Origin of the sequence: Solidesulfovibrio fructosivorans JJ] (assembly GCF_000179555.1) — a bacterium.
In the GTDB taxonomy this organism is placed as follows: domain Bacteria; phylum Desulfobacterota; class Desulfovibrionia; order Desulfovibrionales; family Desulfovibrionaceae; genus Solidesulfovibrio; species Solidesulfovibrio fructosivorans.
Genome location: NZ_AECZ01000021.1, coordinates 1 through 13,952, shown reverse-complemented (window position 1 = coordinate 13,952; position 13,952 = coordinate 1). Strand labels below are relative to the sequence as shown.

Here is a 13,952-nt window from a genome sequence, read left to right as displayed (position 1 = left end):
CGCTTCCCGGCTGTGCTAGGCATGCGCTCGCGGACAACGCGCAAGGAGCGCCACGATTATGAGCGACTTGAAGAAAATGTACACCACCATGGTGGAAGACCCCTTTCCGGCCGAACTGGTCATTCGCCTGGGCGATGCCGAACTGACTTTCGCCAAAAGGACCTGGACCATCGACGGGCAGGAAAAAGGCTTGCGTTACGGGGAAAATCCCGACCAGCCGGCCGCTCTCTACGCCCCGGCCGAGGGGCGGCTGACCCTTGGCGGCGTGACCTTCCGGGGCCCGGGCGACGGCCTTGTCTGCGCCGCCACCGAGGAGCACCTGCTGCAATCGGGCAAGCATCCCGGCAAGACCAACCTGACCGACGTGGACAACGGGGTCAACATCCTCCAGTACCTGACCCGAAAGCCCGCCGCCGTCATCTTGAAGCATAACAATCCCTGCGGCGCGGCCTGGTCCGACGACGGACTCTGCCCGGCCTTCGAGGCCGCCTTCCACGCGGACCGCATCGCCGCCTTCGGCGGGGCCATCGTGGTCAACCGCACCCTCGACGTGGCCACGGCGGAAAAGATCAACGCCGTCTATTTCGAGGTGGTGGCCGCCCCGGACTATGAGCCCAAGGCCCTGGAAATTCTCAAGTCCAAAAAGAACCTGCGCATCTTCAAGCTGCCCGGCCTGGCCCAGCTGGAAAAGCTCGCGGGCCAGCCGTTCCTCGACGTCAAATGCCTGGCCGACGGCGGCATGGTGCTCCAGTTCTCCTTCCGCAACCGCATTCTTTCCGCCGAGGATTTTCTGCCGGCCACGGCGACCGACAAGGCCGGCACCACCGTCACCGCCCGGACTCCGACCCCGGCCGAGGCCGAGGACCTGCTCTTCGCCTGGGCCGTGGAATCCGGCGTGACCTCCAATTCCGTCATCTTCGTCAAAAACGGCGCGACGGTGGGCATCGGCACCGGCGAGCAGGACCGCGTCGGCGTGGTGGAGCTCACCATCCACAAGGCCAAGACCAAGTACGCCGACGGACTGGCCTTCGCCGCCTGCCAAATGTCGCTTTACGAACTGAAGCTCAAGGCCAAGACCGATCCCGAGGCGGCCAAACTTCTCGAGGATATCGAAAAGCGCACCGAGGCGGCGGGCGGCGGACTCATCGGCTCGGTGCTGGTGTCCGACGGCTTTTTCCCCTTCCGCGACGGCGTGGACCTGTGCATCGGCGCGGGCGTGACCGCCATCGCCCAGCCCGGCGGCTCCATCCGCGACACCGAAGTCGTCGCCGCCTGCAACGAGGCCACGCCGCAAGTGGCCATGGTCTTTACCGGCCAGCGGTCGTTTCGGCACTAGGCGGGGAATGCCTCCGGCGGCCAGGGGAGGCTCTGCCTCCCCTGGACCCCACCGCCGGGAGGCCACGGGCCCCCCGGACCCCCCGATTCGGCTTTGGCGAAGCGGGCGTGTGGCAGGTTGGCGGAGGCTCGAACGTTTGTCGCCGCAATCGGCCCGGCGGCACGAGGGGCTAAAGCCCCTCGACGCCGGACGCGATTGCGGCGACAACCACGCCGGCGGCGAAGCGCCGCATGGAAGAAACGCGCGGAGAGGGTCTCATCGTTTATTAAGAGTTTTTGGGGAGGGTGGGGGTCCGGGGGAGGGAACCCTTTTTTGCAAAAAAGGGTTCCCTCCCCCGGTTCCGCATCTCTTCTCTAAAAGGATATACACACAACATGGCGTTGGAACGGTATGCCGGGCCGGGGTGCCTGGTGGAGTTCATGCAGGGCAACCAGCCTCAGGTCGCCTGGGTGTTGGAGGAATCTTCGGGCCGTTTGCGGCTTTACACGTTGACCAAGCGTGAGGAGAAGCTGGCCGCCTCCCGGGTGCTGCCCTGGATGGGGCCGCGCTATGACGGGACCCGGGACCGCAGCGAGATGCTGGAGATTCTGGCCGCGCACCAGGTAAGGCGCGAGGCCGCGGCCAAGGCCATTGCCCCGCTGGAGTTGTGGGAGCTGGCCCAGGGCGAGGTGCGCGAGGAATCGGCCGAGTGGTTTGCCGGGCTTGTGGGCGAGGAGCCGGACGTGGACGCAGTGGCGGCCATGGGCCGGGCGCTTTTGAGCTGCAAGACGCATTTCAAATTTCATCCGCCCAAGTTCGAGGTGTTCCCGGCCGAGCTGGTGGAGCGGCGCATGGCCGAGGCCAAGCTCGCCGAGGAGCGGGAGAAGGTCGTGGTCGCCGGCCAGGCGTTTTTCAAGGAGCTCTGGCAGGGCTGGCTTTCCGGCGACCGCAAGAAGGGCGCGAACTTGGCCGCCAAGCTCGATCCCGAGGCGGCGGAGAAGCTCAAGAACCTGTTGCGCAGGCTCATGGCCGACGCCGACGACCCCGAGTCCGCCACCTTGTGGGCCATGCTGCGAAAGGGCCTGCCCGACCATCCGTTCCAGGCCTACATCCTGGCCACCCAGTGGGGCATCGTACCGCCGCACTACAATTATCTGCTCGATCAGGCCGATTACGCCGCCGGGGACGACTGGTGGCGGCCGCTGGCCGCCGAGGTGGAGGCGCGCAAGGCGGGACTGGCCGCGCTGTGCCAGGAGCCCGAGTCCATCCCCTTCGTCAGCGTCGATTCCCCGACCACCCGCGACATCGACGACGCCTTTTACGCCGAGCCCCGCCCGGACGGCGGCATGCGGCTGGTCCTGGCCCTGGCCGATCCGGCCCTGGACTGGGAATTCGACGGCCCCCTCGATAAGGCCGTGGCCTATCGGGCCTCGAGTCTCTATCTGCCCGAGGGGGTCAGCCACATGCTGCCCGAGGAACTCGGCACCGGGCTGTACAGCCTGCTTGCCGGCGAGGTGCGGCCGTCCCTGGTCATGGAGTGGGAATTTTCCGGGGAAGGCGACATCCTCGGCTTCGCCATGCGCAAGACCTTCGTGCGTCTGGCCGAAAACACCACCTACGCCGCCGTGGAGGCGGCCCTCGATGCCGGCGATGCGCCGCGGTCCTATACGTTGGGGCACGCCCTGGCGGTCATGCTGCGGCAAAAGCGCCTCGAGCGCGGGGCGGTCATCATCGAGCGGCCCGAGCCGGACGTCGTGCTCTCGGGCTATCCCGACAACACGACCGTGGAGATGGGGCTGTGTCCGAGCTATCCCAAATCCCAGCTCATGGTCAGCGAGTTCATGATCCTCGGCAACACCGCCGCCGCCGAATATGCGGTGTCGCGCGGCGCGGCCATGCTTTTTCGCACCCAGGACGCGGCCCTTTCCCCGGAGATTCGCGGCGTGCACGGCGATCCGCCGTCGATCCAACGGGTGGTGCGCGAGTTGCCCCCGACCCTGACCGAACCCGATCCCAGGCCCCACGCCACCCTGGCCGCGCCGGCCTATGCCCCGGTCACTTCGCCGTTGCGGCGGTACGGCGACCTCGTCAACCTGGCTCAGCTCGAAAGCCTCTTGCGCACCGGCGCGCCGCGCTGGAGCCGGGGCGAGCTGGAGGCCCGGCTGCCCGAGCTGACGTCGCGCCTCGAGGCCGTGGGCCGGGTGCAGCGGTTTCGGCCCCGCTACTGGAAACTGCTGTTTCTGCAACGCCACTGCCGCGAACGCACCTTCGAGGGCATCGTGGTGGATCTCGGCGGCGGCGGATTCGTGTCCCTGGCCCTGCCCGATATGCAGATGTATGTCCGGGCCACGAAGGACACCCTGGGCGACACGATTTACATCGGCCAGCGCTATGCGCTACGCCTGGGCAGGATCGATCCGTTGACGAACGAGCTGCGCGTGTTCGGCGCGGAGGAGATTCCGGCCCGGCTGCCCGAAGGCGCCGAGGCGTTTTTCATGGGTGCCGAAGGGTAGGGAAAAAGAAATGCCTCCGGCGGCCAGGGGGAAACTTTTTGAAAAAAGTTTCCCCCTGGACCCCCTTCAAGAACTTTTAAAGGGATTTCAAGGCGTCATCACCACTCTCCCGGTGAGGAACTCCCCCGAACCCCCGTTCCCGGGGAAATGCGGAGTAGAAAATGGGCATTGCCTCTGTTGCGTTCGTCTTGCTGACCTACCTTGTCGCGGCCTTTCCCTTCGGTCTGGCCGTGGCCAAGGCCTCCTGCGGCGTGGACCCCAGGCTTGCCGGCAGCCGCAACACCGGAGCCACCAATGTGGCGCGGCTTTGCGGCACGCGCTACGGCGTGCTGACCCTGGCCCTGGACCTGCTCAAGGGCTTGCTGCCGGTGCTGGTGGCTCGGGCCATGGGTGGCGGCGCGGTCTTTTTGACCTTTGTCGTTGTCGCGGCCGTGGTCGGCCACATGTATTCGGTCTTTTTGTACGGCAAGGGCGGCAAGGGCGTGGCCACCACCATCGGCGTGTTTCTGGGCGCGGCACCGGTTGCGGCGCTGCTGTCCGTGGCCGCCTGCGTGCTGGTCATCTGGGCCACGGGGTTCGTCTCCGCCGGTTCGCTGATGTTGGCCGTGTGCCTGCCCGTGCTCCTTTTTTGGCTTGGCCCCTGCGCCTTGACCTATGCCGCCCTGATCGTGGCGGTGCTGGTCATCGCCAAGCATCGCGAGAACATCTCCCGCCTCGTGGCCGGGCAGGAAAAGTCCTGGCGCAAGGGACGCTAGCCTCGCCGGACGCCCATGATCCATATTCTTTATGTCGTACTCGCGCTTGTCGCGCTGAATCTGGTCGCCATGTGGGGGCTGTCGCGCCTGCGGCGCGGCCGGGCCCGCACCGGCGGCATGGGCGCGCTTGTGGCCGTGGACGCCGTGCTGGCGGTCCTGCTTGTCCTCGAAGTGGCCATGGCCCTTTTTTTCGCCCAGTCCGACGGCTTCAACATCACCATGTCCAGTCGCAACTGGTTCGCGCGCCACTGGCATCCGGTCAACAGCCTCGGTTATCGTGACGCCGAACCGCGTCCCAAGGCTCCCGGCGAAAAGCTGGTGCTGGTGGTGGGGGATTCCTTTGCCGCCGGGCACGGCATCGACAACGTCGCCGACCGCTTCGGCGACGTGCTGGGGCGCAAGCTCGGCGCGGGCTGGCGCGTGGCCAACGCCTCCAAGATCGGCTGGGACACCGTGGACGAGGACAAGGCCCTGGAGAGCTATCCCCAGACGCCGGATGTGGTGGTGCTGGCCTACTTCGTCAACGACATCTACCGGGCGGCGGAAAAAGCCAAGTTTCCGCTGCCGTTTGCCGTGCGATTTCCCAAGGGGGCGGTCACCGGCTATCTGGTCGACCATTTCGCCCTGGCCAATTTCGTCTACTGGCGTCTGGCGCGCATGGGCAACCTGGAGGACGCGGCCAAGACGTTCTGGGACCGCCTGCGCGCGGCCTACATCGACCCGGCGGTCTGGGGCGAGCATGCGCGCGAACTCGATTCCATCGTGGACTGGTGCCGAAAGCGCCATGTCCGGCTCATCGCGCTGATCATCCCGAGCCTTGCCGACGTGGCCGGCACCGCGCCCATGACCGCCCGCGTGGCCGCCTATTTCAAGGGCAAGGGTGTGGAGACCGTGGACCTGACGCCGGTTCTCGCCGGCCGCGATCCTGGGGACATGGTGGTCAACAGCGTGGACACCCACGCCAACGTGAAGCTCAATGCCGAGATGGCCGGGCTTTTGGAAAAGGCCATTCTCGCGCCCGCGCCAGCGGCGTCCGGCGCGGACTAGTTCGTTTTTTCCCCCTGGATTCCGCTCTGGTGGGAGGAGCCGTCATGGACAACGTGCTGCTGATCGTCGACATGCTCAATGATTTCATTTCGCCGGAGGGAAAACTTTTTTTCCCGAAGGGAAAAACGGTGGTCGCGCCCATCGTGGCCTTGCGCGACGCGTTTCGGGCCGACGGCGCGGCCGTGGTCTACGACAACGACGCCCATCCCGAGGATTCCGAGGAATTCGCCGCCTGGCCGCCGCATTGCGTGATGGGCACGCCCGGGGCCCGCGTGGTCGACGCCCTGACCCCCGGCCCGGGAGACATCGTCTTCAACAAGGATTCCCTGTCGCTTTTCGTGCATACCCATGCCGAGGTGTTGCTGCGCGGCCTGGTCGCCGACGGCGGCCGCCTGTACGTGGCCGGGGTGGCCACGGAATACTGCGTCAAGGAAGCCGTGCTCGGCGCGCTGGAGAGGGGGTTCGCCGTGACCGTGATCACCGACGCCATTGCCGGCGTCGACCGCGAGCCCGGGGATTGCGACCGGGCCATGGCCGCCATGCGCGAAGCCGGGGCGGCCTTCGCCTCGGCCACGGATGTGCTCAACCGCATCGCCTAGGCCGGTTTCTCTTTCCGATCATCCCCGTCCTCGATCTGGCTCATGGTCAAAAGCATCCGTCCGTCCGGCAGGGCCACGACATCGAAGTCGAGGGAGAGCGTGGTGCCGTCGGCGCAGCGGACCGGGTAGACCCGCCGGCAGTTCGTGCCGAGCGACTGCTGCCAGTCGGCCCTCACTTTTGCCCGCAGCTCCGGATCGGGGTAGGCCTTGCGCATCCAGGCGTCGGCGTCCGGAATATCCTGCAAATCATAGCCCAGCAGGTCGATGAAGCGCTGGTTGAGAAAAAGCGTGCGCCCGTCGGCGCCGACCAGCCTCGCGGCATAGGGCACGTAGGCCAGCACCGAGGCCAGGGTGTCGCGCTCGGCCTTGAGGTCGTGCTCGAGCGTCTTGACCGCGGTGATGTCGAGGGACATGCCGCACAGGCCGCAGGGCTGGCCCGAGGCGTCGCGGAGCGGGGCCTTGGTGGTGAGGAACGTCCTGGTCCGGCCCTGGGCGATGATTTCCTCTTCAACGGTGATGGCCTGTCCCGTTTCCATGACCTGCCTGTCGTCCTCGCTGATGCGCGCCGCCACCTCGCTGTCGTGCACGCGTCCGGGAGGGTGCCCGACGATGTCCTCGGCCGGCCGGCCGAAAAGCTCCTCCACCGCCCGGTTGACCATGATGCAGCGGCCCTGGGGGTCCTTGAAATAAACGGCGCACGGCACATGGTCCAAAAGGCCGCGCAACTGGTCGTTGACGCGGCGCAGGGCCTCGCGGGTGCGGGCCAGGGCGGTGATCTCCTCGGCGTGGAGCATGACCGTGTCCGGCCCGGCGGCGACGAAGGTCATGGCGAAAAGCCCCGGTTCGGTCGCGCCCGGCGGCCGGAAAAGGAGTTGCCGGCTTTCGGTCGTGCGCGATTCCAGGGCGCTCCAAAGGGCCAGGTAGACCTCCGGGGCCTCGTCGAAAATGGCTCCGGCCGGGGCTTCCAGACAGGAGCCGATGCGTCCCTTGAAAAGCGCCTCGGCCGCCTTGTTGGCGCTTAAGAGCACCAACTCCCGGTCGCGCAGCCGGAAGGTCAGGGTGGGCAAGGGAAAATTGCGCAGGTGGTTTTGCAGCCGCTCCTCGCGCGCGGCCAGTTCTCTCTGGGCCTGCTTGCGGGCGGTGGCGTCCTCCACGAACCCTTCGACAACGGGTTCGCCCTCTTCGGAAACGGCCAGCCGGGCGTGCAGGTTGCCGATGAACTCCGTCCCGTCCTTGCGCAGATACGGGTTTTCGAAACTGCCTATGGTGCCGTCACGGGACAGCCGGCGCACGATCTCGTCGCGCCGTTTCGGGTCGCGGTAGCCCAGGCCGGCGTTGTGCCCGAGGTGGGCGTACATGTCCTCGGGCGAGGCATAGCCGAACATCGCGGCCATGGCCGGATTGGCGGCGAGCAGCCGGCCCGAGGTCGTGGCCCGGAAAATGCCGATGGGCGCGGCGTCGAACAGTTGCCGGCAACAGCGCTCGTCGTTGCCCGCCCCGGCCGCGACCCGCCGTTCCTCCGTGACGTCGCGGCCGTAGCAGTTGACTTCGCCCCAAACCGAGGACGGAGACATGGCGATGGCGAAAATACGTTCGCCGACGGACACGTCGAGGTCCTGGCGCACCCCCGTTTCCCGGGCCTTGGCCACGCTGGCGGCGAGTTCCGCCGTCACGGGCCGGCCCACGGCCATGCCCAGGCTGTCGAGAAGCGGCGCGCTGGCGGCGTTGGCGTAGGAAAGGTGCCCGCCGCGGCCCACGCGCATCACGGGAAAGGGATTGCTTTCGGGGAAGCGGGCCATGGAACGCAGATGTTCCTGGGCCTGGCGTTCGCTGGTCACGTCCTGGACGGTCCCGTGGTAGCGCACCACCCGACCCGTCGCGTCGGCCTCGGAGCGGGCCACGCTTTTGGCATGGCGCCACAGGCCGTCGGCGCGCCGGAAGCGGTAATTGTAGTGAAGCTGGCACCCCTTGGCCTGGAGCTGTTTGCGCGCCGCCTCCACCTTGCCCCGGTCTTCGGGATGGACCAGGGCCAGGAAGTCGGCGTAGCTCGGAGAGGGGCCGTTTGGGGGCAGGCCGAAAATGCGCAGACATTCCTCGGACCAAAAGGCCTCGCCGGTGACAAGATTCCGACTGAAACTGCCCACCCGCCCCAGCCGCTGGGTTTCGCGAAACGACGTCAAAAGAGCGTCCGTGTCGCCGCAGACGTCCCTTTCCGCATCCGGGAGCACGGCCAGACGCCGGATCAGGGAGGCAAAGGCCTCGGGCCGGGCGAGCAAGACTTCCCGCACGTCCGGGGCGATCTTGCCGGCCAGGGCGAGCAGCGCGTCGGGGTTTTCGCCCAGCTCTTCGGCCAGGGCCAGGATGTTTTTTTCGGACAGCCCTGAAACCGCGCCGCGTTCCAACCGGCTCAGGTACGACGGTTGGATGCCGAGGCGCGCGGCCAGGCGACGCAGGGAATAGCGAGGGTCGTCGGCCAGCAAGGCCAGTCGCTTGCGGCGGATGCGCTCGCCGAAAGGATGGGACTCCATGATTTGTGCACCATACAGTGCACAGGGAAGCATGGCAACGTTTCGGCGCCTTCTTTCGTCATGCCAACCCGATTTCGGGTAAAAAGGCCGTGGCCCGGGCCGCGCTTTCGATATCGCGCCGCAACGCTTCCGGATCGGCCGCTTCTCCGGTGGCGAGCAGGCGCGCCGCTTCCCCGGTTCTTTTTTCCAGATCGGGCTGCTCGGGGGCGGTGAAGGCGGCCAGCGTGGTGGCCGCCCGCTCCTGCTTGTCCAGCGCGAGCAGCGTCAGCCCCAGGCACAGCCGGGCCATCGGTTCGCCGCCGGTGATGCGCAGCACGTGTTCGAATTCAACCCTGGCCTGGATGTATTGTCCCAGGACGTACAGGGCGTAACCCAGGCGCAGCCGCACCGGCGCGTTGGACAGATCGCCCCGGATCGAGGCGCGATAGGCGGCCACGGCGGCCGGGTAGTCCCCGGCGGCGTAGGCCGCGTCCCCGGCGGCATGGCGGTCGGGAGCGGCGGCCGCTTCGGCGGCCTGGGGCGCGGGAGGGGTGTCCCGGCCGAGCAGGGCGCGGACGAGGTTGCGGCGGGAGACGGATTGACGGGCGTCGGGTTTCATATCCCGGAACCTCCGTTGCGGTTAATGGCGTGGCAAAGGATTGGCCGCGAAAAAGACGGATTCGATGTCCCGAATGCGGACATCGCCCGCCTCGGCGACCTGGGCCAGCGTTTCCGGGGCGATACCCAGGGAATCCCAGGCCGCCTCGGACAGGGCGGGGACGGGGGCGCTGGAAAAAGCCGGCCAGGCCCAGGCCGTGGCCAGGATGTCGGCGACGTGGACAAGGGCGGTCTCGCGTGTTTCGGGCCGTCCGTCGGGCCGCAGGTGGTCGGCGACCATGGCCGTGAGCGCCTGCGGGAAATGCCAGTGCGCAAGAAGCGTCCGGCCCACGGCCGTATGGTCGAACCCGAGCACGGCCGTCTCCGCGACGGCGATGGGCAATCCCTCCGTCCGGGACAGCAAAAGCGCCCGGCAGGCGGCGGCCGGCAGCTTGCGCAGGATCACGAGCTGGCCGATGTCGGCCAGAAGGCCGCCGACGAAAACCCGGTGCGGCGCGGTGCCGGGACAATCCTCGGCCAAAAGCGAGGCGTAGACCCCGCAGGCGGCGGCGTGCCCCCAGAAGGCCCGCATGTCCCAGAGTTCGGGGGCGATGTCGTCGAAGGCGCTGACCGCCGCCAGGCCCATGGCCAGGGTGGTCAGCTCCTTGCGCCCGACCATGGATACGGCCCAGCTTATGGAGTCGACGGGCGCGCGCGAACCGTAGTGGGGGCTGTTGACGAGGCCCAGCAGCTTGGTCGTGAGTCCCGGGTCGTGGCCGATGCAGGCGGCCAGCTCCTGGCTCGAGCTGGTCTCGGATTGCAGGGCGTCGAGCAGGCGGAGGTGCACCTCGGGCAGGGTGGCCAGCTCCACCTCGTCCGAGACGAGGCCGGCCGGATCGACGGCCGTGGCGGAAAAAAGCTGCTCTTCCGGCGGCGGCGCGAGCAGGCAGGGCTCGGAAAGGGGGGCGTCCCAGTCGATGCCGGCCTCGAGGGCCCGGGATGCGGCGCGCTCGGCGGCCAGGTCGAAAACCGCCCGGCCAAAGGGCGCGTCGAGGTCGAGGCCGGAAAAGCGCGGCCGCAGCAACTCCCGGCAACGCGCCTCGGACGCCGCGATGCGCGCCGCCGTGTCGTCGGGCTGGACCGCGTCGGAGACCATGGCCACGTCGCGCACGCCGTAGGCCCGCATGGCCCGGATTTGCTCTTCGCCAAGGACGGTCCCCCGGGGGATGATAAGGACTCCCTGCTGGCCGTGCACGTCTTCCGCGGTGACCATGCCGTCCTTTATGTCATCGATGCTGACCGTATCCACCAACTCCGCGCCTCCCGACGTTTCGGCCTGGCGTGGCCGCCTCGGCCTTTCGCGGTTAAGATTGTAATAAAGCTAATCGAAAGAAAAGGGGGGCGCGAGGTTTCTTTTGCCCGCCCGGGGCGATGCGTTTTGGCGCTTTTTTATAATTGGCCGATTTTTCAGTGGATAAAAAGAAATTACAGCCCTGGAAGATGTTGGCCCCGGATTTGCTATCGAGTCATTCGAGAGCGGTGGGCGAAAGCCGAAACCACACCGCGCCAAATCACCTGGCCGTGGCGGCCACCCCCTAGCCTCCTCCCCCAACACGCCACCACGGCCTTTTTAGGAAGCCGTCTGGGCCACTCCCTGGGCCTGGGCGGCTTCCGCTTTTTTCCGGCCAGGTCCCCCCGCGATCCTTGAACAGCGGCCCATTCCTGATTATAGGCTTATAAAGCCGGCCAGCGGCCCCAGGCCGCAAATGTGCGAAACGGATGACAGTCGTGTTGCGAGGCGATCAGGAGCACTCTTTGGAAAATATGGATCAGGGGCCTCACGGGGTCCAGGCATTTTTGGATTACCTCAACCAGCGCCTGGCCAAGCGCCAGAGCGAGCTGGAACAGGCGGTCAAATTTTCGAGCCATTACATTCTGTTGGAGACGGCGGTGGCGGAATTGAAGAACATTCGGACGAAATTCCTCAGCTATATGCGGCGGGAGGGACTGCTGTGAAAGGTTCCCTCCGATATGTTTCCGTCCTGGCGACGGGGAGCCTGCTGGCCCTCTTGATGCTGTCCGCCGGGACGGCCCGGGCGGGCAAGGACATCCCCGGCCTGGGGAAGGAAATCGCCGGCCAATGGACGGCCACGGTGCTGGGCCAGGAAGTCACGGCCAGTTTTACCCGGCAGGGCGACATGATTTCGGGCGTTATCGTGATTCCGGACATCGTCAGCGGCGGGAGCAATACCTACCACGTGGCCGGGGTGGTCCTCGGCGACGATTTCGCCGCCCAGCACGGCAGCGGCCATCTGCTCAAGGGAACCGTTGTCGGGCCCAACGAGGCCCACGCCGTCTTCACGCCCAAATCCGGCCCCGCCCTGAACCTCGTCTTGAAGCGCCGCCCGGGTTCGTGAGGGTGGGAGAAAAGAACCGGGGGGAAACCTTTCTTGCGGAAAGGTTCTCCCCCCGGGCCCCCTTTCCAAAGACTTTCGATAGTTACGGGGCGCTACCGTTACATCACCCGTAACCGTTGAAAGTTTGAGGGAGGGGAGAGCGCGAGAGGGGAACCCCTTTTTCAAAAGGGGTTCCCCTCTCGCACGGACTTCACCTTTCCCGAACCTGGCCAGCGGGCACCACGGGCACGCTTTCATCCTTGGCCCGGTCGGTCCAGGTCCGCTTGACCGTCTCCACTTCGTCCTCGGTCAACTCCGCTTCCATAGCGTCGAAAATCCGGTTGCGCAGAAAAACAAGGTCTTGATAAATTTGGGCTTTATTGACCATTCCCAGGTAATGGGCAAGGTTCCCCATGGTGGTAAAACTCCCGGGCGTGTTGTCATGCGCCCATGGGGAGAGGTGTAGCCGAGGCGGGCACGGGCGGCAATATCGCTTCAGCCTTCCGGACTGTTGAACGTCCCGCACTTGGCGCAGACAAACCCGGCATATTCGGGCTCACCGTTCTCGTCGAGAAAGACTTCCACTTCATTGCGCTCGGAACAATTGGAGCAGTAGACCAGGGCGATATGGGTCTCGGGATCGTAGTCGCATTCCACGCCGCTCAAAATCACCGTTTCACTGTAAGCCATGGCGGAACTCCTTGGCGCACAGGGCGCTTTTTGTCTCTTGTAACACCGCTTGCGGCCCTGGCAAGCCGCCCCGGAGATTTTCTCCCATTGCCAGACGCCGCCGGCCACGCTATCCCCACCCGACCGCGCCACGCGCATCAAGGAAGCCCATGCCCGATTTCGTCGACGCCAGCCCCCTTGTCCTCCACGACGCCTTCGCCTTTCCCGGCGGCGGCGAGAAAGTGGCTGTGTCCCTGGCCCGGGCCTTTAAAGCGCGCCTTTTTACGGGGACCTATTCCCCCTCCGCCTTCCCCGACGGCTATTTCGGCCCGGCCGCGCCGCATAACCTCGACGCGGACCGCCGCCATCCCCTGGCCGCGCGCATTTCCAAAACCCTGGCCATGTGCCTGGCCTTCGAGAATTTTCACCGCACCCAAGCGCCCTTCGCCGTCCACAGCGGTTCCCTGGCCCCGCTGGCCCACGCCCGCATCCGCGCCCCGCAGGTGCTCTACTGCCACACGCCGCCGCGCATTCTCTACGACCACCGCGAATTTTACCTGTCCCGCCAATCCGCCTTGCGCCGGCCGCTTTATGCCCTGCTTCTGGCCCGCTACCGCCGCGCCTACGAACGCGCGGCCCGGGCCATGGACGCCATCGTGGCCAATTCCGAGACCGTGCGCCGCCGCATCGAGCGCTTTCTCAAGCTGCCGGCCACGGTCGTGCATCCGCCCGTGGACGTCTCCGCCTTCCGGTTCCTCGCCCAGGAACCCTTCTACCTGTCCACGGCCCGGGTGGATGTGCTCAAACGCGTGGACGTCATCGTCGAAGCCTTTCGCCATATGCCCGACAAGCGACTGGTGGTGGTCTCGGGCGGCTCGGAACTTTCCCGCGTGCGCGCCCTGGCCGCCGGCCATCCCAACATCGACGTCCTCGGCTGGACGCCCGACGACGACCTGAAACGTCTTGTCGGCTCCTGTCTGGCCACGATCTACATCCCGCGCGACGAGGACTTCGGCATTTCCCCGGTGGAATCCATGGCCGCCGGCAAACCCGTGCTCGGCGTGCGCGAGGGCGGGCTGACCGAAACCGTTCTCGACGGCGAGACCGGCATCCTGCTCCCCCCGGACCCCGGCCCGAGCGATGTGGTGCAAGGCATTGCGGCCCTGGACGCGGCCCGGTGCCTGGCCATGCGTCCGGCCTGCCAGGCCCGGGCCAGGGCGTTTGGCGAGGGCGTGTTTGTGGGAAGGATGCGGGCAGTGATCGATGGCGTGAGGCGGGGATAGGCTGGGGCGCCGCCCCAGGCCCGGCAGAAGCGGGGGCTCTGCCCCCCAGCCCCCGCCGGGGGGCGAGCGCGCCCCCCGGACCCCCCGTCCCCGGCTTGGGATGGCGGGTGGAGGCGGGGTTGGCGAGCGGGAGCTCGGACGTTTGTCGCCGCAATCGGCCCGGCGGCACGAGGCGCGTAGCGCCTCGACGCCGGACGCGATTGCGGCGACAAGGTGCGCCAGCGGCGAAGCGCCGCATGGAAAGGCAGGACTCGCGGCATAACTTTTAGGA

The 13,952-nt window shown here is 66.7% G+C and carries 13 protein-coding genes; 8 read left to right on the top strand and 5 right to left on the bottom strand.

The window, feature by feature from the left end; genetic code table 11:
- Positions 1-58: 58 nt before the first annotated feature.
- The 5 genes from DESFRDRAFT_RS14250 to DESFRDRAFT_RS14230 all read left to right on the top strand — a co-directional run bounded on the left by DESFRDRAFT_RS14250 (position 59) and on the right by DESFRDRAFT_RS14230 (position 6,229).
- Entirely contained in the window at positions 59-1,336 is a 1,278-nt protein-coding gene (locus DESFRDRAFT_RS14250) for an IMP cyclohydrolase (RefSeq protein WP_005995025.1), read from the top strand.
- A 374-nt stretch (positions 1,337-1,710) separates the two neighbouring features.
- On the top strand, positions 1,711-3,828 hold the full coding sequence (locus DESFRDRAFT_RS14245; protein WP_005995024.1) for a ribonuclease catalytic domain-containing protein: 2,118 nt from the start codon (positions 1,711-1,713) through the stop codon (positions 3,826-3,828).
- Positions 3,829-3,989: 161 nt separating this feature from the next.
- Entirely contained in the window at positions 3,990-4,583 is a 594-nt protein-coding gene (plsY, locus tag DESFRDRAFT_RS14240; protein WP_005995023.1) for a glycerol-3-phosphate 1-O-acyltransferase PlsY, read from the top strand.
- Between the two features lie 15 nt (positions 4,584-4,598).
- Positions 4,599-5,630, top strand: a complete 1,032-nt coding sequence (locus tag DESFRDRAFT_RS14235; RefSeq protein WP_005995021.1) for an SGNH/GDSL hydrolase family protein — start codon at positions 4,599-4,601, stop codon at positions 5,628-5,630.
- Between the two features lie 44 nt (positions 5,631-5,674).
- On the top strand, positions 5,675-6,229 hold the full coding sequence (locus DESFRDRAFT_RS14230; RefSeq protein WP_005995019.1) for a cysteine hydrolase family protein: 555 nt from the start codon (positions 5,675-5,677) through the stop codon (positions 6,227-6,229).
- On the opposite strand, the gene DESFRDRAFT_RS14225 is transcribed toward DESFRDRAFT_RS14230, so the two are convergent.
- The 3 genes from DESFRDRAFT_RS14225 to DESFRDRAFT_RS14215 are packed head-to-tail and all read right to left on the bottom strand — an operon-like array spanning position 6,226 to position 10,642.
- Complete coding sequence (locus DESFRDRAFT_RS14225; protein WP_005995017.1) at positions 6,226-8,757, bottom strand: PAS domain S-box protein; 2,532 nt, start codon at positions 8,755-8,757, stop codon at positions 6,226-6,228. The genes DESFRDRAFT_RS14230 and DESFRDRAFT_RS14225 overlap by 4 nt on opposite strands.
- A 58-nt stretch (positions 8,758-8,815) precedes the next feature.
- Complete coding sequence (locus tag DESFRDRAFT_RS14220) at positions 8,816-9,355, bottom strand: hypothetical protein (protein WP_005995015.1); 540 nt, start codon at positions 9,353-9,355, stop codon at positions 8,816-8,818.
- A gap of 21 nt (positions 9,356-9,376) precedes the next feature.
- A complete protein-coding gene (locus DESFRDRAFT_RS14215; RefSeq protein ID WP_005995014.1) occupies positions 9,377-10,642 on the bottom strand; it encodes an HDOD domain-containing protein in 1,266 nt (421 codons plus the stop codon).
- Between the two features lie 515 nt (positions 10,643-11,157).
- Between DESFRDRAFT_RS14215 and DESFRDRAFT_RS14210 the strand changes: the two genes are divergently transcribed.
- Both DESFRDRAFT_RS14210 and DESFRDRAFT_RS14205 read left to right on the top strand, forming a co-directional pair.
- The gene (locus DESFRDRAFT_RS14210) at positions 11,158-11,349 is read left to right on the top strand and encodes a hypothetical protein (protein ID WP_005995013.1); all 192 of its coding nucleotides are present in this window, start codon (positions 11,158-11,160) and stop codon (positions 11,347-11,349) included.
- On the top strand, positions 11,346-11,750 hold the full coding sequence (locus tag DESFRDRAFT_RS14205; protein ID WP_005995012.1) for a hypothetical protein: 405 nt from the start codon (positions 11,346-11,348) through the stop codon (positions 11,748-11,750). Before DESFRDRAFT_RS14210 ends, DESFRDRAFT_RS14205 begins: the two co-directional genes overlap by 4 nt.
- Before the next feature lie 190 nt (positions 11,751-11,940).
- Here the strand turns inward: DESFRDRAFT_RS14205 and DESFRDRAFT_RS14200 are convergent, their stop codons facing one another.
- Complete coding sequence (locus DESFRDRAFT_RS14200; protein WP_005995011.1) at positions 11,941-12,144, bottom strand: hypothetical protein; 204 nt, start codon at positions 12,142-12,144, stop codon at positions 11,941-11,943.
- Between the two features lie 80 nt (positions 12,145-12,224).
- Entirely contained in the window at positions 12,225-12,419 is a 195-nt protein-coding gene (locus tag DESFRDRAFT_RS14195) for a hypothetical protein (protein WP_005995010.1), read from the bottom strand.
- Positions 12,420-12,568: 149 nt separating this feature from the next.
- Here DESFRDRAFT_RS14195 and DESFRDRAFT_RS14190 point away from each other — a divergent pair, with 149 nt between their 5' ends.
- A complete protein-coding gene (locus tag DESFRDRAFT_RS14190) occupies positions 12,569-13,681 on the top strand; it encodes a glycosyltransferase (protein ID WP_005995008.1) in 1,113 nt (370 codons plus the stop codon).
- The last annotated feature ends 271 nt before the right edge of the window (positions 13,682-13,952 follow it).

What these genes read in the sequence shown, in the direction of transcription:
- DESFRDRAFT_RS14250 (WP_005995025.1), top strand. Translation starts at nt 59, where the DNA reads ATGAGCGACTTGAAGAAAATGTACACCACCATGGTGGAAGACCCCTTT.
- DESFRDRAFT_RS14245 (WP_005995024.1), top strand. Translation starts at nt 1,711, where the DNA reads ATGGCGTTGGAACGGTATGCCGGGCCGGGGTGCCTGGTGGAGTTCATG.
- plsY (WP_005995023.1), top strand. Translation starts at nt 3,990, where the DNA reads ATGGGCATTGCCTCTGTTGCGTTCGTCTTGCTGACCTACCTTGTCGCG.
- DESFRDRAFT_RS14235 (WP_005995021.1), top strand. Translation starts at nt 4,599, where the DNA reads ATGATCCATATTCTTTATGTCGTACTCGCGCTTGTCGCGCTGAATCTG.
- DESFRDRAFT_RS14230 (WP_005995019.1), top strand. Translation starts at nt 5,675, where the DNA reads ATGGACAACGTGCTGCTGATCGTCGACATGCTCAATGATTTCATTTCG.
- DESFRDRAFT_RS14225 (WP_005995017.1), bottom strand. Translation starts at nt 8,757, where the DNA reads ATGGAGTCCCATCCTTTCGGCGAGCGCATCCGCCGCAAGCGACTGGCC.
- DESFRDRAFT_RS14220 (WP_005995015.1), bottom strand. Translation starts at nt 9,355, where the DNA reads ATGAAACCCGACGCCCGTCAATCCGTCTCCCGCCGCAACCTCGTCCGC.
- DESFRDRAFT_RS14210 (WP_005995013.1), top strand. Translation starts at nt 11,158, where the DNA reads ATGGATCAGGGGCCTCACGGGGTCCAGGCATTTTTGGATTACCTCAAC.
- DESFRDRAFT_RS14200 (WP_005995011.1), bottom strand. Translation starts at nt 12,144, where the DNA reads ATGGGGAACCTTGCCCATTACCTGGGAATGGTCAATAAAGCCCAAATT.
- DESFRDRAFT_RS14195 (WP_005995010.1), bottom strand. Translation starts at nt 12,419, where the DNA reads ATGGCTTACAGTGAAACGGTGATTTTGAGCGGCGTGGAATGCGACTAC.
- DESFRDRAFT_RS14190 (WP_005995008.1), top strand. Translation starts at nt 12,569, where the DNA reads ATGCCCGATTTCGTCGACGCCAGCCCCCTTGTCCTCCACGACGCCTTC.